This window comes from Nitrospirillum iridis (assembly GCF_014205765.1).
GTDB classification, from domain to species: domain Bacteria; phylum Pseudomonadota; class Alphaproteobacteria; order Azospirillales; family Azospirillaceae; genus Nitrospirillum; species Nitrospirillum iridis.
Genome location: NZ_JACIIZ010000009.1, coordinates 16,707 through 40,546 on the forward strand (window position 1 = coordinate 16,707; position 23,840 = coordinate 40,546).

The 23,840-nt window shown below is 68.6% G+C and carries 22 protein-coding genes; 12 read left to right on the forward strand and 10 right to left on the reverse strand.

Annotation, left to right across the window (positions count from 1 at the left end; translation table 11 throughout):
• Window positions 1-3 precede the first annotated feature (3 nt).
• The 4 genes from FHS74_RS16260 to FHS74_RS16275 all read left to right on the forward strand — a co-directional run bounded on the left by FHS74_RS16260 (window position 4) and on the right by FHS74_RS16275 (window position 7,139).
• Window positions 4-888: a LysR family transcriptional regulator gene (locus FHS74_RS16260; protein ID WP_184802427.1), complete on the forward strand. Its 885-nt coding sequence runs from the start codon at window positions 4-6 to the stop codon at window positions 886-888.
• 112 nt (window positions 889-1,000) lie between these two features.
• On the forward strand, window positions 1,001-3,790 hold the full coding sequence (locus FHS74_RS16265; protein ID WP_184802429.1) for a DUF5695 domain-containing protein: 2,790 nt from the start codon (window positions 1,001-1,003) through the stop codon (window positions 3,788-3,790).
• 79 nt (window positions 3,791-3,869) lie between these two features.
• Complete coding sequence (locus FHS74_RS16270; protein ID WP_184802431.1) at window positions 3,870-4,178, forward strand: hypothetical protein; 309 nt, start codon at window positions 3,870-3,872, stop codon at window positions 4,176-4,178.
• A gap of 147 nt (window positions 4,179-4,325) precedes the next feature.
• On the forward strand, window positions 4,326-7,139 hold the full coding sequence (locus tag FHS74_RS16275) for a rhomboid family intramembrane serine protease (protein WP_184802433.1): 2,814 nt from the start codon (window positions 4,326-4,328) through the stop codon (window positions 7,137-7,139).
• Between the two features lie 6 nt (window positions 7,140-7,145).
• Here the strand turns inward: FHS74_RS16275 and FHS74_RS16280 are convergent, their stop codons facing one another.
• Window positions 7,146-7,490 (reverse strand): ArsR/SmtB family transcription factor, encoded by a 345-nt coding sequence (locus FHS74_RS16280; RefSeq protein ID WP_184802435.1) that lies wholly within the window; start codon window positions 7,488-7,490, stop codon window positions 7,146-7,148.
• A 65-nt stretch (window positions 7,491-7,555) separates the two neighbouring features.
• Window positions 7,556-8,734 (reverse strand): NADH:flavin oxidoreductase, encoded by a 1,179-nt coding sequence (locus FHS74_RS16285; protein WP_184802437.1) that lies wholly within the window; start codon window positions 8,732-8,734, stop codon window positions 7,556-7,558.
• Between the two features lie 277 nt (window positions 8,735-9,011).
• Here FHS74_RS16285 and FHS74_RS16290 point away from each other — a divergent pair, with 277 nt between their 5' ends.
• Entirely contained in the window at window positions 9,012-9,686 is a 675-nt protein-coding gene (locus tag FHS74_RS16290; protein ID WP_211106349.1) for a methyltransferase domain-containing protein, read from the forward strand.
• Between the two features lie 110 nt (window positions 9,687-9,796).
• Complete coding sequence (nhaA, locus tag FHS74_RS16295) at window positions 9,797-10,978, forward strand: Na+/H+ antiporter NhaA (RefSeq protein ID WP_184802441.1); 1,182 nt, start codon at window positions 9,797-9,799, stop codon at window positions 10,976-10,978.
• Here nhaA and FHS74_RS16300 read toward each other — a convergent pair.
• The 3 genes from FHS74_RS16300 to FHS74_RS16310 are packed head-to-tail and all read right to left on the reverse strand — an operon-like array spanning window position 10,975 to window position 12,972.
• The gene (locus tag FHS74_RS16300) at window positions 10,975-11,712 is read right to left on the reverse strand and encodes an HvfC/BufC N-terminal domain-containing protein (protein ID WP_184802443.1); all 738 of its coding nucleotides are present in this window, start codon (window positions 11,710-11,712) and stop codon (window positions 10,975-10,977) included. The two genes, nhaA and FHS74_RS16300, sit on opposite strands and share 4 nt — an antisense overlap.
• Window positions 11,705-12,631, reverse strand: coding sequence for an MNIO family bufferin maturase (bufB, locus tag FHS74_RS16305; RefSeq protein WP_184802445.1), 927 nt, complete (start codon window positions 12,629-12,631; stop codon window positions 11,705-11,707). The genes FHS74_RS16300 and bufB overlap by 8 nt, the downstream gene beginning before the upstream one ends.
• A gap of 14 nt (window positions 12,632-12,645) precedes the next feature.
• Window positions 12,646-12,972 carry a BufA1 family periplasmic bufferin-type metallophore gene (locus FHS74_RS16310; RefSeq protein WP_184802446.1) on the reverse strand — a complete coding sequence of 109 codons (327 nt, stop codon included), beginning with the start codon at window positions 12,970-12,972 and terminating at the stop codon, window positions 12,646-12,648.
• 312 nt (window positions 12,973-13,284) lie between these two features.
• On the opposite strand from FHS74_RS16310, the gene FHS74_RS16315 reads away from it, so the two are divergent.
• The 5 genes from FHS74_RS16315 (at window position 13,285) to FHS74_RS16335 (ending at window position 17,017) form a co-directional block, all read left to right on the forward strand.
• Window positions 13,285-13,893, forward strand: coding sequence for a YceI family protein (locus FHS74_RS16315; protein ID WP_184802448.1), 609 nt, complete (start codon window positions 13,285-13,287; stop codon window positions 13,891-13,893).
• A 44-nt stretch (window positions 13,894-13,937) separates the two neighbouring features.
• Window positions 13,938-14,510: a cytochrome b gene (locus tag FHS74_RS16320; RefSeq protein ID WP_184802450.1), complete on the forward strand. Its 573-nt coding sequence runs from the start codon at window positions 13,938-13,940 to the stop codon at window positions 14,508-14,510.
• 29 nt (window positions 14,511-14,539) lie between these two features.
• Window positions 14,540-15,142, forward strand: coding sequence for a YceI family protein (locus FHS74_RS16325; protein WP_184802452.1), 603 nt, complete (start codon window positions 14,540-14,542; stop codon window positions 15,140-15,142).
• Between the two features lie 170 nt (window positions 15,143-15,312).
• Complete coding sequence (locus tag FHS74_RS16330) at window positions 15,313-15,882, forward strand: YceI family protein (protein ID WP_184802454.1); 570 nt, start codon at window positions 15,313-15,315, stop codon at window positions 15,880-15,882.
• 151 nt (window positions 15,883-16,033) lie between these two features.
• Window positions 16,034-17,017 (forward strand): CBS domain-containing protein, encoded by a 984-nt coding sequence (locus tag FHS74_RS16335; protein ID WP_184802456.1) that lies wholly within the window; start codon window positions 16,034-16,036, stop codon window positions 17,015-17,017.
• A gap of 84 nt (window positions 17,018-17,101) precedes the next feature.
• On the opposite strand, the gene ilvD is transcribed toward FHS74_RS16335, so the two are convergent.
• The 4 genes from ilvD to FHS74_RS16355 all read right to left on the reverse strand — a co-directional run bounded on the left by ilvD (window position 17,102) and on the right by FHS74_RS16355 (window position 21,647).
• Window positions 17,102-18,946: a dihydroxy-acid dehydratase gene (ilvD, locus tag FHS74_RS16340; RefSeq protein WP_184802458.1), complete on the reverse strand. Its 1,845-nt coding sequence runs from the start codon at window positions 18,944-18,946 to the stop codon at window positions 17,102-17,104.
• Window positions 18,947-19,086: 140 nt separating this feature from the next.
• Window positions 19,087-19,992 (reverse strand): ABC transporter ATP-binding protein, encoded by a 906-nt coding sequence (locus tag FHS74_RS16345; RefSeq protein ID WP_184802460.1) that lies wholly within the window; start codon window positions 19,990-19,992, stop codon window positions 19,087-19,089.
• A 16-nt stretch (window positions 19,993-20,008) separates the two neighbouring features.
• Entirely contained in the window at window positions 20,009-20,863 is an 855-nt protein-coding gene (locus FHS74_RS16350) for an ABC transporter permease (RefSeq protein WP_184802462.1), read from the reverse strand.
• A gap of 274 nt (window positions 20,864-21,137) precedes the next feature.
• Window positions 21,138-21,647: a GNAT family N-acetyltransferase gene (locus FHS74_RS16355; protein ID WP_184802464.1), complete on the reverse strand. Its 510-nt coding sequence runs from the start codon at window positions 21,645-21,647 to the stop codon at window positions 21,138-21,140.
• Window positions 21,648-22,270: 623 nt separating this feature from the next.
• On the opposite strand from FHS74_RS16355, the gene FHS74_RS16360 reads away from it, so the two are divergent.
• Complete coding sequence (locus FHS74_RS16360; RefSeq protein ID WP_184802466.1) at window positions 22,271-22,888, forward strand: TetR/AcrR family transcriptional regulator C-terminal ligand-binding domain-containing protein; 618 nt, start codon at window positions 22,271-22,273, stop codon at window positions 22,886-22,888.
• Between the two features lie 71 nt (window positions 22,889-22,959).
• Here the strand turns inward: FHS74_RS16360 and FHS74_RS16365 are convergent, their stop codons facing one another.
• A complete protein-coding gene (locus tag FHS74_RS16365; RefSeq protein WP_184802468.1) occupies window positions 22,960-23,760 on the reverse strand; it encodes a hypothetical protein in 801 nt (266 codons plus the stop codon).
• Window positions 23,761-23,840 lie beyond the last annotated feature (80 nt).

The window sequence follows — 23,840 nt, forward strand, 5'->3', positions numbered from 1 at the left end:
CCCATGGAAATGAACCAGGTGCGCTACTTCGTGGCGCTGTGTGAAACCTTGAACTTCACCAAGGCGGCGGAGGCCTGTGGCGTGGCCCAGCCCTCGCTGACAAAGGCCATCCAGAAGCTGGAGGAGGAGCTGGGCGGGCCGCTGTTCGTGCGCGAACGCACCCTGACCCATTTGTCCGACCTGGGCCGCCTGATGCGCCCGCACCTGGAAGCGGTGTTCCACGCCAGCGAGTCCGCCAAGCTGGAGGCGCGCAGCTTCGGCACGCTGGAAAAGGGCCGGGTGCGGGTGGGCGTCATGTGCACCATCGGCGCCACGCGCCTGGTGGGCTTCCTGAAGCGCTTCCGCACCGCCCTACCCTCGGTGGAGGTGGGGTTGCGCGACGCGCCGGGGCGCGAGGTGCTGACCCTGCTGATGGAAGGGGAGCTGGATTGCGCCCTTCTGGGCATCCCCGACCTGCCGGACCGGGTGGAGGCCCGGCCCCTGTATCGCGAACGCTACACCGTGGCCTTCGCCCCCGGCCACCGCTTCGAGGCCATGGACGCGGTGCCGTTGAAGGAACTGGACCAGGAGGATTACCTGAACCGGGTGAACTGCGAATATTCGCAGTATTTCGACACGCTGGGCATCCCCGACCCGGCCGATGTCCGCGTCTGTTACGAGAGCGAGCGGGAGGACTGGATCCAGGCCATGATCCTGGCCGGCCTGGGCTGCGCCGTCATGCCGGAATTCCTGCCCATGCTGCCCGGCATCGCCACCCGCCCCCTGATCGAGCCCGAGCTGTCCCGCACCGTCAGCCTGGCCAGCGTCGCCGGCCGCCGCCATTCCCCCGCCTTGCGGGAATTCATGGCGCTGGCGCGGCGGTATGAGTGGGGCGGCCCGGCCCGCTAAGACCCTCCCGGCCTACCCTCTTCCCCCTTACCGCTGTTCTGTATATTGTATCCAATTATCGGCCCCATCCAAGAGGGCTGGCGGATACAGGCGGTAAGGGGTCCTCGGGGTAATGAAGCAATCGAGCAAGGGGTCCGTCACGGGCCCGCGGCGGCGCGACATCATGCTGGCCGCCGGTGGCCTGGGCGCCGGCGCCCTGCTGGCCGGACCGGCCCAGGCCATGGCGCGGAACAAGGCGCCCACGGGTTCTGACGCCGCCTTCGCCCTGCGCTTCTCCGGCGACGGACCGGCCTTGACCAGCCTGCGGGCGGCCGGCGACGCCTTCGACACCGACTATCTGGAGCCCGGCCAGGCGTTGGGGCATGTCACCCTGGCCTATCGCCGCGACGGCGGCGCGCCGTGGCGCACGGTGGACACGGCCGGGTTGACGCCCGCCCGCCCGCCCCACCATCACACCGAAGACCGCGTCGCCGCGTATGAGATCACCGATGAGGCCGGGCCGGCGCTGGGCCTGACCCTGCGAATGGGGCTGGAGGACGGCGCGCTCGCCTGGCAGATCGCCCTCACCAACCGCGCGGGTGCCGCGCTGGAGATCGGCGACCTGGCCCTGCCCCTGCCCTTGAACACCGAGTTCAAGGCCAAGCAGCCGGCGACGTCGTCGGTGCTGAAACACAGCTTCATCTCCGGCCACGGCTCCTTCCTGTTCTGGATGCGCTCCAACAGCGTCGGCCCCTATCTGGTGATGACGCCGGAACGGGAGACGCAGTTGGAGTATTGGGAGCCCCGCCAGGGCGCCAAGCAGGACTCCGACAGTCCCGAGCACGCCTACCGGCCCTATCGCGTCTTCATCCATGCCGCCGCCGCCGGCGACGCCCTGCGCGCGGCCGGTGGACGCTGGCGCCAGCCGCTGACCAGCCTGACATTGGCGCCGGGGGAGGCCCGCCGCTTCGGCGCCCGCTTCCGCTGGGCCGCCGATTATGCCGGCGTGCGCGATACCCTGGTGGCCCAGGGCGGGGTGGATGTGGAGGTGGCGCAGGGCATGACCCTGCCCACCGACCTGGCCGGGCGTATCGCCCTGCGCAGCCAGGACCCCATCGACGCGGTGGAGGCGGAGTTCCCGGACCAGACCACCATCATCCCGCTGGGCAGCCGCAACGGCCGCCACATCTACGAGCTGCGCTTCCGCCGCCTGGGCGAGAACCTCATCACCATCCGCCACGGCGCCGGCCGCGCCACGCGCCTGGAGTTCTTCGCCACCGAACCCGTGGAAACCCTGGTCAAGAAACGCGCGGCCTTCATCGCCAGCCACCAGCACCGCGACCCGGCCAAGTGGTACAACGGCCTGCTGGCGGAATGGAACATGGAGACCGGGGCCCTGCTGGGTCCCGACAATTACGACCGCATCACCGGCTGGCGCATCTATGAGGTCACCTGCGACGACCCGGGCCTGAGCAAACCGGCCTATCTGGCAACCAAGAACGCCGAGCATCCGGTGCAGGCGGAGGTGGCGGCCCTGGATTACTACGTCGAGCATTTCGTCTGGGGCGGACTGCAGCGCACGACGGAGGAGGAGGACAGCTACGCCCTCTACGGCATTCCCGACTGGAAGAAGAACCGCGACAGCGACGACCCCGGCCCCAAGGGCCGCAAGCATTACTGGCGCCCCTACGACTACCCGCACATCATCGCGATGTACCTGGGCCTCTACCGCGTCGCCACCCGCCATCCCGGCATCACCACCCGGCTGGATGCCGCCACATACCTGGAGCGGGCGTTCGGCACCACCCGCGCCCTGTTCACCATCCCGCTGAAGATCGCGGAATGGAGCGCGTATGAGACCGGCTTCTATAACGAGGTGGTGATCCCCGAGCTGATCGACGCCTTGGAGGCGGCGGGCGAGACCGCCAAGGCGGCGGAGCTGCGCGGCCATTGGGTGCGCAAGGTCGATTTCTTCGTCAACGGCGGGCCCGACCTGTTCGGGTCGGAATACCCCTTCGATTCCACCGGCTTCGAATCCACCCAGGCCCTGGCGCGCTATGCCCTGGACCATGCCGGCCAGCCGGGCTTCCCTGTCGGCCATGCCGCCGCCCGGCGCTTTTCCGACGCGCAGATCGCCGCCAACCTGTTCTGCCGCGGCGTCATCGAGCCCGCCTATTATTACCTGGGCAGCGACTACCGCGCCGCCGGCGGCGACGCCTTCACCCTGACCTATATGGCGCAGATGGGCGGCTGGGCCATCCTGGACCACGCCCTGAACGACGCCGACGACGCGCGGCCGGGCCTGCGCCTGGCCGCGACCTCGTTCCTGAGCGCCTGGGCCCTGGTCAACAGCGGCACGGCGGACAGCGACTACGGCTACTGGTACCCCGGCCAGGCCAATGACGGCGCGTCCGGCGGCGGCTTCGAGCCCTCGGCCGTCGGCACCACCTGGTTGGGCCAGCCCCACCACCGGGGCAGCTGGTATTATTCCAGCGAAAGCGACCTGGGCTTCTGCGGCGCCCTGCGCATGGCCGCCACCCTGGTCAGCGACGATGCCATCTTCGGCCGCGTCTGCTTCGGCGGCACCCTGGACGAGAGGGACGGCTGGCTGACGATCAGCCCGCGCGACGGCGTGCGCCGCCGCCTGCACGCCCGCCTGGCCCGCCAGCGCCTGGACCTGGAGGTGCAAGGCGCCCGCCTTGCCGCCGACGCCGGCCTCGCCTGGCACCCCGCCGACGCCCGCCTACGCCTGACCCTGGACGGCGAGGCGCAGCGCCACCCTCCCGCCCTGCGCCTGCGCGGCCTGCCCAAGGGGCGCTATCAGGTGACGGGCGGCGGTCTGTTCACGGTGACCGGCGAAGCGGCCTGGGTGCGCGTGGCGCTGCCGCCGGGTGTGCGGGAGGGGACGGTGGAGCGGGTGTGACGCGCGGCGCCCCTTCCCCTTCCAGGGCGTTCGGTGCCATAGAGGGACCCCATCGCCCCACCAACCACGCCGCCCTTCCATGACCCGCCTCGATAAACTCTGCAAAGCCGCCCTCTGGATCCTGGGTCCGCTGCTGATCGTCGGCGGCTGTCTGGCGATCTTCCCCGCCCTGTTCCTGACGGTGGTGGCCGCCAACGACAGCGCCCAGGGCGATGCCGCGCCAGGCTTGGTGTGGCTGTTGATGCCGCTGGCGGTGGCCGGCGTGCCGGTGCTCATCCTGCTGTCGGCGCACAAGTTCCCACGCCTCATGAAGCATCACGCCATGGCCATGGTGCTGGCCTGGGCGGGGGCGCTGTACCTGTTCGAGCGGTTCTGGCTGCACCGCTGACGGGGGTAGGCGCCTTCGGATCCGCAGCTTGATGAAAATGGCTTGCAATGGCCTGGCGCGCATAAATAATTTGTTTTGTAATTAAAGGCTTGCCGGACGGCGCCCCAGGGGGGTGGCACCGGATTGGCGGCGGGGATGGGGGAAGACGTGGGGTCCACGCCAAGGGCGCCGGGCACGCAAGATGGCCTGATCGACTTTTCCGGCTACTCCGACGCCCAGTTGCACGACCTGCAGCACTTCCTCGACCCCAACGCCTCGCCATTGAACCACGCCAACCTGTTGGCGGAGATGGCGCGACGCGGCGCATCGGCCGATACGGTGGACAATGCCCAGTCGTCCCCGGGAGCCAAGGCTGGTCGCTGGATGGTGCGCCTGACCCGTCGAGACGGTCTTCCGGGCTGGCTGGAAGCCGTGCGGCGGCACCAACCCCTGTACGGCGCCGGGTCGGTGGAGATCAACGATGAGGGCCTCGTCCTGCACGGGCGGCGGCGCACCTGGCTGGGCGTGCCTTTGCAGGCCACCCGCGCCATTCCCAGTGGCGCCATTCGCAATGTCGGTACCGACGGCACACTGGTGCAGTTCGACCAGGATCGCGGGTCCAGCCTGCTGGCGGCCATAGGATTGGGCGCAGGACGTTATTCCTTCCGCGCCGGGTCGGCGGCGGATGCCCAGGCCATCGCACGGGCCCTGCCCGCCACACGAACCGAGGGCTTCGACGACAGCTGGGCGGCGGTGCGCCAGTTCGACCGGGCCATGGAGGCCGCCGGCGGCCCTTGGGTCACCGTGGCCCTGGTGCTGATCAACATCCTGGCCTACGCCGCGATGGCCTGGGCCAGCGGCGGCTTCTCCGGCTTCAACCTTCAGTCCCTGGTCAGCTGGGGCGGCAACTTTGGCGTCATGACCGCCAATGGACAATGGTGGCGCCTGTTCACGGCGCTGTTCATGCACCTGGACCCCCTGCACCTGATCGTCAACATGTGGGCCCTGTGGAACGTGGGCCGCCTGACCGAACGGCTATACGGCCGCTGGCTGTTCCTGGCCCTGTACCTGGCCACGGGCCTGCTTGGCGGCTTGGCCAGTGTGATCTGGGACCCCGCCCGCGTCTGCGCCGGCGCCTCAGGCGCCATTTTCGGTCTGTTCGGCCTGTTCGTGGCCTATCTGTCCCAGCGGCGCACCCGCCTGCCACGCGCCGTGTTCCGTGCCCATTGGCTCAGTACCAGCGTGTTCGTTCTGTTCAGCCTGACCAACGGAGCGATGCAGACCGGCATCGACAACGCCGCCCACGTTGGCGGACTGTTGGCCGGGCTGGCCCTGGGCCTGATCCTGGCCCAACCCTTGGCGGAGAACGGCCAAGCCCGGCTACGACCGGTGGCAGCCGGCCTCGCGGTGGCGCTGCTGATCGTCACCACCACGGCCGGCATCCTGCGGGCGCGCAACGACGGCGCGCGCCTGAGCCCGCTGGAACAGTATTGGCAGTCCCACCAGGACCTGGCGCGGGACAACGCGGCGGCGGAACGGCGGTGGGCGGAACTGGCATCCCGGCTGGGCGGCGGGACCCTGAGCGTGGCGGATGGGGCGGCCGCCTTTGAAAGCGAGGTGGTGCCCGCCTGGCAAAAGATGGCCGACCGCCTGCGGCAGGAGAAGCTGCTGCTGCCACCCGATCAGGCACGCGCCGGCGCCGAGACATTGGAATACACGGAAAACCGGCTGACCTGGGCCAGGAAGCTGGTCGTCGCCCTGAAGGCGAACGACAACAGCCATGCCCTGGAGTTCCAGGACCTGAACCAGAAGAACCAGCGCCTGGCCGCACGCCTGCAGTGGCGGAGCATGCAAGCGGCGATGGCCCATCGCCCGGCGGCCCTGTCCAACAACACGCTGGTGACGTACATCCGCGATCTTGTGCGGTCCGGCGGCGCCGATTGCATCCATGGCCCGGAAGTGTTCGGCCGCACGCCAAAAGCCACGGACGCCAGGGACGACGGCCCCGCCCTGCGTGACGCCGCCGGCTGCGCCGCCCAGCGAGCCCTGCGGAAAGGGGATTACGCCGCGCTGGAGGCGATGATGGCCGATGGCCTGCGCACCATCGGCGACTTGCCGGATGGGGGATCACGACTGCAGGGGGTATTGGGTGGCCTGAATGATCTTTTCGACTATGAAGGCCTGGACATCGACGCACAGTTCGCCCGCATCGCCGGTTGGCGCCGGGCCTATCCCCAATCCATCTATCCGGATCTGGCGGAAGCGGAGTTGCTGTCCATCTGGGCCTGGTGGGCCCGAGGCCATGGCACCGCCAACATGGTCAGCGGTCAGGCCATGGCCGTCTTCGAGTTCCGCCAGTACATGACCGCCGTGGCGCTGGAGGACATCAGGGACCGCGCCAAGGACTTGCCCGCCTGGTACGCGCAGTCCATGCAACTGTCAGTGAGCGACGGTAGCGAAGCGGCAAAGACACGCACCTTGTTCAATGAAGGAAACGCCAAGTTTCCACACTTTTATGAGCTGCACCGCCAGATGCTGCGCGCCCTCATGCCGCGCTGGGGCGGGTCGGCCGCGGATGTCGACCACTTCATCCAGGAGGTGGTGGCAGCGGCGCCGGAGGGCGAACGCGACGCCTTGCTCGCCCGGCTCTACTGGTCCTATGCCACCCTGGAAGACGACGACTACGACGTCGTCGAGAAAAACGACATATTGGGGAGCCGATTGATGGCCGGGTTTGACGCCCTGCTGAAGCGCTATCCCAAGAGCGACTACTGGCTTAACGCGTATGCCAACATGGCCTGCCGCACGAACAGCGCCATCAAATACATCGAACTGCGCCCCGATTTGGACAAACGCCGGTCCAGTGTCGCCTGGTCCGAAACGGTTTCCATCGACAGCTGCGACAAGAAGTTCGACGCGGCGATGACCGCCTACCGCCGATCCCACCCGGACTGGCAAGGGCCGGCGGCGATCGCTGGCTAGGCGGTGTCAGTCCCCGCCGCCCGGATAGTCCCCCCGCTTCAGCATCTGGCACAGCTGCTTGCCGAAGGTGCTCATGAACTCGTTGATCACCGCCTCGTTGCGGCGGTAGAGCGTCCACTGCCCCACCCGGTCGGAGGTCAGCAGGCCCGCCCGCTGCAGCATGGCGAGGTAGGTGGAAACGGTGGATTGCGACAGGTCGGCCTTTTCCAGGATGCGGCTGACGCAGACGCCCCGGTCCAGGGGAAAGCCGTCCGGCTGGGGGGCGAAGTGGGTGGCGGGATCCTTCAGCCACATCAGGATGTCGCGCCGGACCGGATTGGCCAGGGCCTTCAGGATCGCTTCCACATCCATGACGTCGACATCCACCCATACCATGCGAAGCCGGGGAGGACCGCGATGCCCTCCCCGGCCCCCTATCACACCACCAGCCGGTCCAGCGAGGCGCGGTCGAAGGGGATCACCTCGCCCACGCGGTCGTCACGGACCTTGATGGCCCAATCGGGATCGCTGAGCAAGACCCGGCCCACGGCCAGCAGGTCGAAATCACCGCGCGCCAGGGCCTGGGCCGCCTGGTCCACGTCGGCGGGCCGCACCTCGAAGGCATCGCGGTTGGCGAACATGCCGACGTTGAAGGCGTCGGCCAGGCCCACGCTGCCCACGGCGATGACCGGCTTGCCCGTCAGGCGCCGGGTCAGCGCCGCCAGCGTCTCATCGCCGCCGTCGAAGGCCGGTTCCCAATAGCGGCGGGTGCTGACGTGGAAGACGTCCACCCCGGCCTCGGCCAACGGTACCAGGATGCGGCCCAATTCCTCCGGCGTCTGGGCGATCTTCGCGGCGTAGTCACCGCCCTTCCACTGCGAGAAGCGGAAGACGATGGGGAAATCGGCGCTGACGGCGGCGCGCACGGCCCGCACCAGCTCCACCGCGAAGCGCACGCGGTTCTCCAGGCTGCCGCCATAGGCGTCAGTGCGCTGGTTGGTCTTTTCCCAGAAGAAGTCGTCGATGAGGTAGCCGTGGGCGCCGTGCAGCTCCGCCCCGTCGAAGCCGAGGCGCTCCGCGTCCGCCGCCGCCTGGGCGAAGGCGGCGATGACGGCGGCGATGTCGGCCTGGTTCATGGCCCGCACCACCTCAACCCCGTTCTCCACGATGGCGGAGGGGCCATAGCCGGGCACCGAGGCGTCGGGCTCCACGCCCGCGCGCCGGGCGACACCCACATGCCACAGCTGGGGGATGATGCGCCCGCCTTCCGCGTGCACCGCCTCCACCACCCGCCGCCAGCCCTCCAGGGCGGCCGCGCCATGGAAGGCCGGCACCTGGGGATAGCCGTTGGCGCCGGGATGGTTGACATACGTGCCCTCGGTGATCAGCAGGCCCACGCCGCCTTGCACCCGGCGGCGGTAATAGGCCACGACCTCATCCGTGGGCACACCACCCGGGGACTTGCTCCGGGTCATGGGGGCCATCACCACCCGGTTGGCCAGGATGTGCCGACCAAAGGCGAAAGGCTGGAACAAGGGGGCCACCGCCGCGTTGACGGGAGAGGCGGCCGGAGTCGCGTCGGCGGAGGCGGTCTGGGCGGGTGTCGCGGTATCCATGGAGTAGCCTTGGGTGATTGGCGGATGACGGAGACTTCGGTATATCGCGTTTTCTCGATATATCAAGTCCCTGGTTTGGCGGCATTTTTATGGAAATGAAATGTTGCGCCGCAAACCAATGAATTCTTAACCACTCATGGCCTATGGTAAGCGTCACCAAATGCGCTACGCTTTGATGACAGGCCCTTAAAACGCCGGGAAAACATCAGACGCAGATTGGGTTTTGCGCGCCGCATCGGCGCCGTGACAGCAGGAGGACAGCAGGATGGCGGCACCCGTGTCAGCCCGTGCGAGCCTATTGGAAACCGGGCGCAATGATGCGCTGCAGCGAAGCCTGGTCCCCTGTTTCGACGCCTTCTACGGCGCGGCCCTGACCCTGATCGACGACTGGAGCGCGCCGACCCGACCCCGCGTGCTGGACCTTGGGTCCGGTGGCGGGCTGTTCGCCTCGCTCGTCCGTGGCCGCCTGCCCCATGCCCATCTGCACCTGATCGAGGAGACGCCGGCCGCCCTGGAGCAAAGCCGCCGCCGCTTCGCCGGCGACCCCCGCGTCAGCTTCGCGCTGGCGGAACTGGAGCAGGCCGATCTGGCCGGCCCCTGGGATCTGGTCATCTCCAGCTTCGCCATCCATCACCTCGACCACAGCGCCAAGCGCGACCTGTATGGCCGCATCAACCAGGTGCTGGCGCCGGGCGGCCTGTTCATCAGCGCGGAGCATGTGCTGGGCCCCACCGCCGAGGTGGAAAGCCAGTACGACCGCCTGTGGCAGGCGGAGGCCAGCGACCTGGGCGTGCCGGCGGTGGAACTGTCCCGGGCGCGCGACCGCCTGCGCCAGGACCATTGCGCCACCCTGGGCGAACAGCTGATGTGGATGGCGGAGGCCGGCCTGGCCGACGTGGATTGCGCCTTCAAATCCTGGCGCTTCGCGGTGATGAGCGCCCGGCACCACTGAGCTGGGTCCTCAAGCCTGGATCGCCTTGGCGGCCAACTTGGGTGGCAATCGACGCGTCCCACCCTTAGAGTGGAACCGATGGTCGCACCCAAGCCCTGGTAATCCCCGTCATGATCAAATCCCTGGTCCGCCACGTCCACTATCGGGTGGAGCGTTTTCTGGCCCTGGACAATTGGGGTGAGATCCTGTTGCTCACCCTGTCGGTGGCGGGGCTGGCGGTGGCCAATTCGGCATGGGGTCCCGGCTATTTCCACCTGCTGCACCTGCCGCTGGGCGTCGGCCCCGTCGCCTTGTCGGTCGAGCAGTGGGTGAACGATCTGCTGATGGCGCTGTTCTTCCTGCTGGTGGGGCTGGAGATCAAGCGGGAGATGGTGGGCGGTGACCTGTCGTCACCGGCGCAGATCGCCCTGCCGGGCATCGCCGCCCTGGGCGGTGTCCTCTTCCCGGTACTGATCTATGTCGCGATCAACCGGGGCCATGCCGATGCCCTGGCCGGATGGGCCACGCCGGCCGCCACCGATATCGCCTTCGCCCTGGCGGCATTGTCGGCCTTCGGGCGCGGCCTGCCCCGCTCCGCCTTCCTGTTCCTGTCGTCACTGGCCATCTTCGACGACCTGGCCGCCATCCTGATCATCGCGCTGTTCTACAGCGGCGGCCTGTCGTGGCCGGATCTGGGGCTGGCCACCGGGGCGCTGGCCGTGCTGGTGGGCATGAACCGCCTGGGGGTGCGCCGCCTGACCCCCTACCTGGTGGTGGGGCTGGCGCTGTGGGTGGCGGTGCTCCGCTCCGGCGTGCACGCCACCATGGCGGGCGTGCTGCTGGCCCTGACCATTCCCCTGGGATCGGAGGAGGATGAGGCGGCGGGCCGCTCCCCGCTGCACCGGCTGGAGGGGGGGCTGCACCCCGTCGTCTATTTCGGCGTCCTGCCCCTGTTCGGCTTCGCCAACGCCGGCGTCAGCTTCCAGGGCCTGGACTGGACCAATCTGCTGGACCCCGTGCCTTTGGGGATCGCATTGGGCCTGTTCGTGGGCAAGCAGCTGGGCGTCTTCACCTTCACCCTGGCCGCCCTGCGCCTGGGGCTGGCCCGCCTGCCGGCCCAGGTGGATTTGCGCACGCTGTACGGCATCGGCCTGCTGTGCGGCATCGGCTTCACCATGAGCCTGTTCATCGCCGGCCTGGCCTTCCCCAACGCGGGGCTGGCGAGCGAGGCCAAGCTGGGCGTGTTCACCGGATCGCTGCTGTCCGCGCTGGGCGGGGGACTGTGGCTGGCGCTGGCGCGGCGGGGCCGCTAGAGCGCGGCGCCGGCCAGCGCCCCTTGGGCCAGCAGCATGTGCAGCATGTCCTGCAAGTCCAGCCCGGGATCGACCGCCAGGCCGGCGGCGGCGGCGGCGGCCAAGGGTTCGCTATCCAGCAGGGATTGGATGGCGGCGGCGGCCCCGGGCGGCAGCGAGATACAGGCGATGCCATCGGCCGGCCGCAGCACCAGAACCTCCTCCGCCTCCGCGTCGGGCGGGGACAGCGCCGCCACCTCATCCTCCTGAGCCCGCCGCCACAGGGATAAGACGGCATGGCTCAGCCACACGATCCGCGCGGCGGGGTGGGGGGTGAAGCGCAGCTGGGCATAGTCGCCCGGGGGGAAGGCCGCCAGCCGCTCCGCTGTCAGTGCGGGGGCGTCAGCGGCGAAATAGGCCTCCATCACCGCCCATTCCAGGCGCGCCATGTCGGCGGCGCCAGCATCAAGGGGCAGCAGCGCCGTGGGAAAGCCACCGCCATAGGCCGCCAGCTGCGGCCGGTCGGGCGGGTGGCCGCGCGCGAAGTCCAGCGCCGCCGCGCGAAAGGCCGGTAAGCCCATCAGGCGCAGGGTGACGGGAAAGGCGGCGGCCAGCGCCTCCGCCAGCGATTGCTGGACGTTCGCGCGGTAAATCTTCAACCGGGCCGCCGCCACGGGGCCGGCGGCGAGATCCACGTCCGCCCCGACAGGGGCCAGCAACGCCCGCCGCATCTGCGCCTGAAAGGCCTCAAGCATGACGGGCCATCCTATCCAGCAGACCCTGGGCCCGCGCCGCCTCGGCCAACAGCACCTCCAACGGCGGCAGGTCCATGTCCCATTCCACCAGCACCGGCAGGGGGCCGGTGCGGGCCAGCACCCCGGCCAGCAGATCCCACACCCCGTCCGACACCCGGCTGCCGTGGTCGTCGATCAGCACCACGCCGCCGGCGTCCGCGTCCGGCCCGACCCAGGGGGCGAAGGCTTCGCGCCGGTGGCCGGCCACATGGATTTCGCCCACGGCCCACAGGGGGAAATCCGCCAGGTAGGCAGCAGGGTCAAAGCCCAGATTATGGGCGCAGACCACCACGTTGTTCACGTCCAGCAGCAGGCCGCAGCCGGTGCGCGCCGCCAGTTCCCCCAGGAATCGCGGTTCCGGTATCGCCTCCACCCCGGGTGGCAGGGTCAGCGGCATGTAGAGGGAGGGGTTTTCCACCAGCAGCCGGCGGCCCAGCGCCTCTTGCGCCCGGGTCACGTTGGCCGTCACCACCGCCAGCGTCTCTGCCGTCAGGGGCAGGGGCAGCAGGTCGTTCAGATAGACGCCAGGCGTGCCGGTCCAGGCCAGATGGTCAGAGATTTGCCGCGGCTGCAGGCGGTCATACAGACGGCGCAGATTGGCCAGGTGCCGGGCGTCCAGCCCGCCGGCACCGCCCAGCGACAGCCCCACCCCATGGCACGACAGGGGATACTGTTCCCGTATGGCCTCCAGCGCCGCCAGGCGGGGCCCCCCGTCCACCAGATAGGTTTCGCTGTGCACCTCCAGCCAGGCGACGTCCGGCCGGTCATCGGCCAGGAAGGCGGGCACATGGGGATGGCGCAGGCCGATCCCCGCCTGGCGGGGAAGGGTCACGGCGGCGGCACCCGCTGGGGATGCGGCAGGGGACGCAGTGATATCCATGGGCGCCAGCCAGGTTAATCGTGCGTCGAGGTCTTGGGTGGCAGCTCCTTGGGCGCCTTGCCCACGCCCTTGAAAGGCTTCAACTTGCCCCCCAAGGCGTGGCATTTGCCCTTGTCCACGTCGACAAACTCCTGCCCGTCATAGTCCACCTTGGACAGGGCGCCGCAATCATGGGTGCCGGCCGCCGACGCGCAGGAATTCTCACCCGCCTTGGCGATACCGTAGCATTTTTCCATGCCCTTGGGCGCCGGACCATTGTGCGCCTGGGCGGCCGTGCTCAGCGCGGCCAGCGCGCCCGCCAGGGCCAAGGCTGCTTTAAAGGCAGGGGTTCTGTCGGTCATCAAGCCTTCCTTCGGGACAGGACGGGCGCCAGCGCGCGCCCCGGTGGAGCCCGCCTGCGCGGGCACGGCGCCGACCCTACGCCCTTTGCCGCCCAGGCAAAACCCCCGCTCTATGTGTAAAATCGCTGCAGCCGAGGCATTATTGGTGCGCTGAATGGAACAATGAATTCCAAGTGACCTTGATTGTGGGAAACCGCGTCGCGACTTAGATTAAGCCCGTACCGCCCGCCCCACCCCGATAACGGGTGGCGGTTGGCGCCCCCTTCCCACCGCCCGGCCGTCCGGCCAGCCTTCCACTTTGAGGAACATCCCATGAAGCGCATTCCCGCCCTGATGCTGGCCGCCCTGCTGGCCGCCGCCCCCGCCACCGTGCTGGCCCAGGCGACCAACGACGCCAGCAAGGTCGAAGGCGGCCACTTCACCCTGGACAAGAGCCACGCCAAGGTCGTGTTCTCCGTCAACCATTTCGGCTTCTCCACCTACTACGGCGCTTTCCCGGACCTGGAAGGCACGCTGGACTTCGACGCCAAGGCCCCGGCCAAGAGCAAGCTGGACGTCACCATCAACGTGGCGGGCCTGGCCACCACCAACCCGAAGCTGGACGAGCACCTGAACTCCAAGGACTTCCTGGACACCGCCCAGTTCCCCAAGGCCACCTTCAAGGCCACCAAGATCGACGTGACCGGCGCCGGCAAGGGCAAGATCACCGGTGACCTCACCCTGCACGGCGTCACCAAGCCGGTGACCCTGGACGCCACGCTGCATGGCGGCGGCACCAACCCGATGACCAAGGCCTACGTCGTCGGCTTCGACGCCAAGACCACGCTGAAGCGTTCGGAATTCGGCATCAGCACCTACGTGCCGGCCATCAGCGACGATGTGGAGCTGGTCATCAGCGCCGAGTTCGACCGCGCCCAGTAATCATAGTATCCTTCGCGCATCGAGACTAAAGGGGGAAGCCGGACATGACCGTATCGGCGCGCTATAACGGTGTGGCCATTCTGGTTCACTGGCTGACCGTCATCGCCATCCTGGGCCTGTTGATCATGGGCTGGACGATGACGTCGCTGCCGCCCGGCTCCCCCGACCAGTTCAAATTGTACCAGTTGCACAAGTCGGTGGGCATCACCGTGCTGGCCCTGACCCTGTTCCGGGTGGCCTGGCGCCTGGCCCACCGGCCGCCGCCCCTGCCGGCGCACATGCCGGTGTGGGAGAAGGCGGCCGCCCATCTGGGCCATGCCGGCCTGTACGCCCTGCTGCTGGGCATGCCGCTGACCGGCTGGGCGGTGGTCTCCACCTCGAAATTCAACATCCCGACCGTGCTGTACGGCGTGATCCCCTTCCCCCACATGCCCATCCTGGCCGACCTGGAAAACAAGGCGCCCTTCAACGACGTGGTGTCGGAAGCGCACGAGTTGGCCGCCTGGATCCTGGTGTCCCTGGTCGTCGTCCACGCCCTGGCGGCGCTGCGCCATCACTTCCTGGTCAAGGACGATGTGCTGCTGCGCATGGTGCCCCGTTTCGGGCGCCGGGCGTAAGACGGCCCCAAGATAGAGGTTTCTTCCCCATGAATTTCCTCGCCCGCCCCGCCGCCGCCCTCGGGGCCTCCCTGGGGGCCGCCGTCTTGGCCGCGCTTCTGGCCGCCGGCCCGGCGTCCGCCGCCAGCTGGACGGTCGACACCGCCCACAGCAAGCTGGGCTTCACCGGCAGCCAGAGCGGTGCCGCCTTCAGCGGCCAGTTCAGCCGCTGGGACGCCGCCATCGACTTCGACCCCGCCAACCCCACCGCCGGCCACGCCACCGTGACCATTGACATGGCCAGCGCCAAGACCGGCGACGTGCAGAAGGACCAGTCCTTGCCCGAAGCCGACTGGTTCAGCACCAAGGCCTTCCCCAAGGCGGTGTTCGAGGCCACCAGCTTCAAATCGGTCGGTCCCGCCAGCGGGGGCGGCAATCAGTATCAAGCCGTGGGCACTCTGACCATCCGGGGCATCAAAAAGGACGTGGTCCTGCCCTTCACGCTGGACGTGGCCGGCGGCAAGGCCCACGCGGTGGGCAAGCTGGACCTGGTGCGCACCGACTACGGCGTGGGCCAGGGCGCATGGAGCACCGGCCAGATGGTGGCGCTTAATGTCAGCGTCATCCTTGACCTGACGGCGACCACCAAGTAGGCCGTAACGCTGTAAATATCATCCGTTGCAAAGACAAGATGGCCCCGGCGCGATGCGACCGGGGCCTTTTTGTTTACGCTGTATGCTACGCGACGTCGCAGATACCGAGGAGGGCCGGTCGACTATTGTTCCGGGAGCCCCATTCGAGCGTTCCCCTGGAGACCGTACCCATGACCCCGCGCCTGACCGTTCTGGCCGCCGCCCTCGCCACAACCCTTCTGTCCACCTCCGCCAGCGCCGCATCCTGGACGATCGACAAGGCGCAGAGCCACCTGGGTTTCGTCGGCCATCAGAGCGACCAGGAATTCACCGGCCACTTCGGTCATTGGGACGCCACCATCGACTTCGACCCGGCCACGCCCGCCACCGGCCATGCCCGGGTGACGATCGCCATGGGCAGCGCCGTGATCGGCGACGCCGAGAAGGACGAGGCCCTGCCGGGCGAGGACTGGTTTAACGTCCAGGCCTTCCCCGACGCGGTGTTCGAGGCCACGACCTTCCGCGCGGTCGAGGGCAACCGCTACGAAGCGGTGGGCACGCTGACCATCCGCGGCATCCGGAAGCAGGTCACCCTGCCGTTCACGCTGGACGTCACCGGCGGCACGGCCCACGCCGTGGGCCGCCTGGACCTGGTGCGCACCGACTATGACGTTGGCGGTCACGGCCTGTTCAGCAAGGGACGGTCGGTGGCGCTGGATGTGGCGGTGACCGTGGACCTGACGGCCACAGCCCAGCCTTGAGGCCCCTGGCCACCGCCAGCTTCCCCTTGGGACAGGACGGGCGGCACGTAGGGGAAAGCCGCCCGACGCTGTGATGCAGCGCAAAGACGTGCGCCCTTTCATCGGGTTATCTCTTCCCACACAGACCCATCGTGAGAGGAAAGCCCGCCCCATGCGCGCCCACGACGTGATGACAGCCGATGTGCTGACCCTGACGCCCGACATGCCGGTCAGCCGCATCGCCGCCCTGTTGCTGGATCGGGGCATCAGCGCGGCACCGGTGGTGGACGGCCGTGGCGGCGTCATCGGCATGGTCAGCGAAGGCGACCTGATCGACCGTGAGGAGGCCCGCGCCGCCCACGAGGCCCGGCGCGACTGGTGGCTAGCCCTGGTCGCGGAAGGGGAGCCCTTGCCCCCCGGCTATCTTGCCGACGCGCAGAAGCGGGAGCGCACGGCCCGTGACGTGATGGCCGCCCCGGTCATCACCGTGGACATCAACACCGACACGGGGGAGATCGCCCGCCTGCTGATCACCCACGGCATCAAGCGGGTGCCGGTGGTGCTGGAAGGGTCGCTGGTGGGCATCGTGTCCCGGGCCGACCTGCTGAAGGTGCTGGCGGCCGAAGAGCCCGCCAAGGAAACGACCCACACCGGCTTCTTCCATCGCGCGGAGAAGAAGGCGCCCCCCGCGCAGCGGACAGCCGAACCCGCGCATGAGCCGCTGTTCAGCGCCGCCGACTTCCGCCATTTGGTGGGCAGCTTCCACGACGACAAGGCGCGCCAACTGGCCAGCCAGCGCAAGGAGGCGCTGGTCCGCCGGCAGGAAAAGGTGAAGGAGCTGATCGACCATCACGTGGCCGACCATGGCTGGCACAAGCTGCTGGAAGGGGCGCACGACGCGGCGGCGCGAGGCGAGAAGGAATTCCTGCTGCTGCGCTTCCCGGCGGAACTGTGCAGTGACGGCGCCCGCGCCATCAACGTGCCCGAACCGGATTGGCCGCGCACCCTGCGGGGCGAGGCGGCCGAGATCTACCAGCGCTGGCACCGCGAACTTCAGCCCGAAGGCTTCAGCCTGACCGCCCGTGTGCTGGATTTCCCCAACGGCATCCCCGGCGACGTTGGCCTGTTCCTGGTCTGGGGCGATGGGGAGGGCTGAGCCCTCCCGCGCCAAGGGGCCCCGCCCGGGGCCCCAATGTCCACAGCGGCATGAGCGTCCAGCTCATGCCGCTGATCACCGCCCTCAAATCCCCGACGTGTCGCGCACGGCACCGCGCGAGGCGGAGGTGGCGAAGTAGGCGTAGGCCTTGAGCGCGCCGGAAACCTTGCGGTCGCGGGCCACCGGCTTCCACGCCTTGGCGCCCTTGGCCTTCATGGCGTCGCGGCGACGGTCCAGTTCCACAGTCTCCACGTCCAGGTGGATGCTGCGGTTGGGGATGTCGATGACGATGCGATCGCCCTCCTCCACCAGGCCGATGGTGCCGCCTTCGGCCGCCTCGGGCGAGATGTGGCCGATGGACAGGCCGGAACTGCCGCCGGAGAAGCGGCCGTCCGTCACCAGGGCGCAGACCTTGCCCAGGCCCTTGGACTTCAGATAGCTGGTCGGATACAGCATTTCCTGCATGCCGGGGCCGCCGCGCGGGCCTTCGTAGCGGATCAGCACGACGTCGCCCGCGGCCACGCGGTTGCCCAGGATGGCCGAAACCGCGTCGTCCTGGCTTTCGAACACGCGGGCCTTACCGGTGAAGGTCAGGGCCGCCGGGTCCACGCCCGCCGTCTTCACGATGCAGCCGTCGACCGCCAGGTTGCCGTACAGCACGGCCAAGCCGCCGTCCTGGCTGAAGGCGTTTTCCTTGTTGCGGATGATGCCGCCGACCCGGTCACGGTCCAGGCTGGTGTAGCGCGAAGCCTGGCTGAAGGCCTGGGTGGTGCGCACGCCGCCGGGGGCGGCGGCGTAGAACTCGGCGATGTCGGCGTCGTTGGCGCGGGTGATGTCCCAGCGGTCCACCGCCGCCCCGATGGTGGGGGCGTGCACGGTGGGCACGTCGCGATGCAGCAGGCCGGCACGATCCAGTTCGCCCAGGATGCCCATGATGCCGCCGGCGCGGTGCACGTCCTCGATATGCACGGTGGCGGAAGAGGGCGCCACCTTGCACAGGTGGGGCACGCGGCGCGACATGCGGTCGATGTCGGCCATGGTGAAGTCCAGCCCGCCCTCATACGCCGCCGCCAGCAGGTGCAGCACCGTGTTGGTGGAACCACCCATGGCGATGTCGAGCGCGATGGCGTTCTCAAACCCCTCGAACGTGGCGATGTTGCGGGGCAGGACGCTGGCGTCGTCCTGTTCGTACCAGCGCTTGGCGATTTCCACCGCCGTGCGGCCGGCCCGCAGGAACAGGGCCTTGCGGTCGGCATGGGTGGCCAGCACGGTGCCGTTGCCGGGAAGACCCAGGCCCAGCGCCTCCACCAGGCAGTTCATGGAATTGGCGGTGAACATGCCGGAGCAGGAGCCGCAGGTGGGACAGGCGTTCTGTTCCAGGGCCTCCACCTCGGCATCGCTGACACGGTCGTCGGCCGCGGCCACCATGGCGTCGATCAGGTCGACAGAGCGGATCTCGCCATGCACCGGGGCCTTGCCGGCCTCCATCGGGCCGCCGGAGACGAACACGGTGGGAATGTTGAGGCGCAGCGCCGCCATCAGCATGCCGGGCGTGATCTTGTCGCAGTTGGAGATGCAGACCAGGGCGTCGGCGCAGTGGGCGTTGACCATGTATTCCACGGCGTCGGCGATGACCTCGCGCGAGGGCAGGCTGTACAGCATGCCGGCATGGCCCATGGCGATGCCGTCGTCGACCGCGATGGTGTTGAATTCCTTGGCCACGCCGCCGGCCGCCACCACCTCGCCCGCCACCAGCTGGCCCAGATCCTTCAGGTGCACGTGGCCGGGCACGAACTGGGTGAAGGAATTGGCGATGGCGATGATGGGCTTGCCAAAATCGGCATCCGTCATACCGGTGGCACGCCACAGGCCGCGGGCGCCGGCCATGTTGCGGCCATGGGTGGTGGTGCGGGAACGAAGCTGGGGCACGGACCAGATCCTGAAAGATTGTTACCTGACTGGGGCCAATTTCTAAAACTATCTGGCCCAGGAGGCAACCTTTCCAACGCGTCCGGCCGCGCCCGGCGGGCATGCGACGGATGCGGGGCCGAGGGACCGGCCCCTGTCGCCTATCCCTGCCGCGCCCGCCGCCAGCCCCGGACACGCCCCACCTTGATGGATGCGCGATAGGGCCGTCCGTCCGCCCCCAGGCGGCCGCCCGGGGCCAGGCGCAGGATGTCGCGGTGATAGAAGTCGATGCCGGCGTAAGGGTCGCCGTGGAAGGCGACCTTGCCCTTGTCCAGCACCAGCAGGCTATCGCACGTTTCCTCCAGCAGGGCGCTGGTATGGCTGATGATCAGAACGGTCCGGCCCTCGCCGCACAGCTGCTTGATACGGTGGCGGCACTTGTCCTGGAACCGCTCGTCCCCCACGGCCAGGATTTCATCCAACAGCAGCACCTCATTGCGGATGTGGGCGGAGACGGCGAAGGCCAGGCGCATGTACATGCCGATGGAATAGTGCTTCACCGGCGTGTTCAGGAAATCAGTGATTTCCGCGAAGTCGATGATGGCGTCCACCGCCTCGCGCGCCTCGGCCTGGGTCATGCCCAGGATGGCGCCGCTGAAATCGATGTTCTCCCGCCCGGTCAGTTCCGGATGAAAACCGGAGCCGATTTCCAGCAGGGCGCCCACCCGCCCGCGCACCCGCGCCTCACCCTTGGTGGGGGCGGTGATGCGCGACAGGATGCGCATCAGCGTCGTCTTGCCCGAGCCATTGCGGCCGATGATACCCATCACCCCGCCCTGGGGTACGGTGAAGCTGACGTCGTCCAGCGCCCAGAAGCCGCCGGGTTCCGGCGCCGACGCCCGCCGGCCGGCCAGCAGGTCATAAATCATGCCGCCACGCCCGCCGCCGCCATAGCGCTTGGACAGATGCCGCACCTCCACCGCCAGGGGCGGCACGGACGCGGCGACACGGAGCGGGGCGACCGGCCGGTCGGCCACCGACAGGCGATCAAACATGTGCAGAGTCATGGCGCGAGCCCCCCATTCAGATCAAATCAGCCATGGCGGGCTCCGTCCGTCGTACCAGGCGCAAACCCAGGAACAGCAGCCCCAACGCCAACACCACCGACACGGCCGCGGGCAGGGCGTCCGGCGCCGGCGTGCCCAGCAGCGCGGCGCGCGCGCCCTCGATCACCGTCACCATCGGGTTCAGGCGGTAGAGGGTGCCCAGCGCCCCCGGAATCATCCGGGCGGGATAAATCACCGGTGCGGCGACCATCAGCACCTGCGTCGTCAGCGGCAGCAGATGACCCACGTCCCGAAAGCGCAGCACCAAGGCCGACAGGAACAGCGCGGCCCCCGCCCCGGTGACCAACAGCAACGCCAGGGGCCCCAGCAGCAACAGCCAGCGCGCCTGGGGCCAGATCTGGAAAACGGCCAGCAACACCACCAGGCAGACCAGGCCCGCCGCGGCATCGACGGCGGCCACCATCAGCGATGCCAAGGGCATGTGCACGCGGGGAAAGTAGACCTTGGTGACGAAATGGGCCTGGTGCAGGATGCTGGCGCTGGCATCCGTCAGCGCCCGCGAGAAGAACTGCCACAGCACCAGCCCGGTGAAGGCGAAAACCGGATAGGGGATATCGCCGCCCGTGGGCACGCCCAGCAGCCGGCCGAAAATGCCCCAGTAGACCACCATCAGCAGCAGCGGCTGCAGGATGGCCCACCCCGCCCCCAGCCAGGTTTGGCGATAACGGGCCTTCAGGCTGCGCCGGGCCAGCATCAGGGCGATGCGGCGCGTGCGCCAGGCCTCCGCCAGCCACGGCAACGGGCCGGGGCCGCCGGGGATGATCACGGTCACGTCCGAGGGGGCCGCCCCGCCTAGAACGACCGGGCTCATGACCTTTCACCGCAGTTCCAGTCGCGCCCATGGGGGGCGATGCACGCAGCCAGCGGGCAACGTTGGCCCCGATGCCGCACAGATATGCCTTTCGTCATGGGCGACCCTAGACTTTCGGTGAAGGACGCGGATGTGACGCTATCACTGATGCACAAGCCCGATCCTGTCGCGGCGGAGAAGCGCGACGGCGGGCCGCAACAGGAGGGTGCGACACCGTGACCTGGCATACCCCGTTTCCCCGGGGGCAGGTGGTGGCCAGGACCACCGAATCCGTTCATAGGCTGGTCGACAAACCGGCCGTCAAGTCCAGCGCCATGTAGCGGGTGCCCGGCAGCGGGTTGTCGTAATAGGGCGCGGTGGGCTGGAAGCCCAGGGAGGCGTAGAGCCTTTGCGCCGCCCGCATGGGCGCCAGGGTATCCAGCAGCAGGCGGCGGTATCCGGCGGCCCGCGCCTGGTCGATGACGGCCACCGCCAGTTGGCGGCCCAGGTCCCGCCCCCGGGCGGCGGGGCGGACGTACAGGCGCTTCATCTCGCCATCCCCGGAATCGCCCAGGGGGCGCAGGGCGACGCAACCCAATGCCCGCTCTCCTTCGCCCCAGGCGAGGAGCAAGGCCCCCGCCGGCGGCGCGTACTTGCCCGGCAGGCCAGCCAGCTCCGCCGCCACATCCTGGAAGGACAGGTCGATGCCAAGGGAGGCCAAATATTCCATGAACAGGGCCCGCACCACCGGCACATCCTGGACCGGCCGGAAGGGAACGATGCGCAATGGCGACGGATCGGTCATGGACGGGGTCAAGACCTGTGCGGCGGGGCCGGAACAGCCCCCTGCCATGAGACCGCCGGGCCGCCCCCGTTTGCAAGGGGCAACGGCGTCAGGCCTGTGCGGGCTCTCACCAGGAACCTGATGGGGGATATTGTCGGCCTCGGCCGTGGCCACGTCAGTCTTGGCCTGGACCGGCGCCGCACGTGAACCTTGAGCGCCACCTTCGTATAGTCGGCCTGAATCTACGCGTCGTCGGTCGATTCGAGGAATCGACCGGTCTTCCAATAATAATTCGCGCCAACGCCCACCCCGCCAAAAAGCGCTAAGGCGGCGACGTCGCCGACCAATACTTTCACGGAAGACTTCTTTACCACGCCGCTCACCGCTACTCTCACCATATCCGGTCCCCGCAAGGACGGCCGGAGCCCAGCCGCCCCCTGGAAGGGGGGACCAGGGAACAGACCGGAAGGTCGACGGGAAGGACCATTTCGCTATGGTCCGTTTCGTAAGTGTAAGGTAGTGTCGAACCTGCGGCTGGAGCACCTCGACAAGCGGTTCGGGACCAGCGGCACGCGTCACAGACCGGCCTGAACAACAGGGCCGGCTTAATAATCGGGGCTTCATTGCGAGAGCGAGGAGAGAGGGTGACGGATAAAGCAGCCATGCGGGGGCCGGGGCGGCCCCGATCTGACCAGGCACGGGACGCCATTCTGGACGCGGCCTTCCAGCTGCTGGAGGAGAACGGCCTGGAGCGGTTCACCATCGAGGGGGTGGCCGCCCGGTCCGGCACCGCGAAAACAACCATCTATCGGTGGTGGCCCGGCAAGGGGGCATTGGCCATGGAGGCGCTGCTTGCCCATGCGGAGCTGACAGTGCCCATTCCCCACACCGCGTCGGCCGTCGCCGACCTGCGCACGGTGCTGGATGGCATCGCCCGCAGCTTCGCCGGCGCGACCGGCCGGGTCGTGGCCAGCATCGTGCTGGCGGGGCAGAACGACCCCGCCACGTTGAAAGTCTATCATGAAAAGGTGGTTGAACCGCGGCGCCAGCGCCTGCGCGACATCATCGAACGGGGCAAGCGCAACGGCGAGTTCCGGGCCGACCTGCATGTGGAAACGCTGGTGGAGGCGATGTACGGCGCCCTCTACACCCGCTTGCTGATCCGCTTCAGCCCCCTGGACGAGCCGGGCTGGATGGACCGGCACATCAACCAGCTGCTGGAAGGCGCCCTACCCCGGCCACTGTGCAGCCAGGGGGCCTGACCGCGCAAAGGCAAGGGCACGGAATCAGCGGATCCCATGCCCTTGTGGCGTCATGACGGACCGGGCGGGGCTCAGGCGGCTAAGGCCGCCCTGTCCTTCTGCGGGGCCGCCATACGGGCAGTGGCACGCCGATTCCGCTCCTGCGCCTGGGTGCGCAGGGCCATCAGCGCGCGGGCCCAGTCGCCCAGTTCATCGCCGCGTGCCGCCGCGTCCATGACGGCGCGAAGATCATCGCTGCCGGCGCCCAGCAGCCGCGCCAGGGGGCGGCGCGCCAACAACAGCGCCAGGGTGGCAAGGGCCATCATGGCCCCGGCCATGCCCAGCACGCCCGTCCAGGCGGCCAACCGGCCGGTTTCCGACCGCAGGCGGCCAGCCTCGGCCGACAGGGTGTCCATGTCCTGGTTACGGGCGTCGATGAAGGTCTGCGCCAAGCCCGCGGCCTGGGCGTCCTGCGGTCCGACCTCGGTCCGCAGGCGTAGCAGCGCGCCGGAATCATCGCCCGCCCGCGCCGCGGCGACCACCGCCGCCATCTCGGTCACGGCCTGGGCTTGCGGCGCCAGAAAGGCGGCATCGGGGGCACGGTCGCGCACCGTGGCGACCAGGGCGCGCATCTCATCCAGCCGAGCGGCGGCGCGAGCGGCGAAGGCGGCGCGGTCGGCCGCCGGTTCCAGCAAGGTGTTCATCGCGTCGCGCTGCAGGCTGCGGCTGAGGGCCCGCACGTCCGTCGCCTGCACCAGTAGAAGCCGCGCCTGGTCCAAGGACTGGGCGACGCGCGCCGCTTGATCCTGGCCGGTCTGGCCGGCGGCCACAAGCACGCCACCCAGCGCGGCGACACAAATGACAGGCAACAACAACTGGACCTTCAGGCGCATATCTCAAATCCCCCGGATCGTTTCAAAGTCCCGCCGGCAAGAACGCCCCGGGACAACCCACCTCACTCGCTGGAAATCCG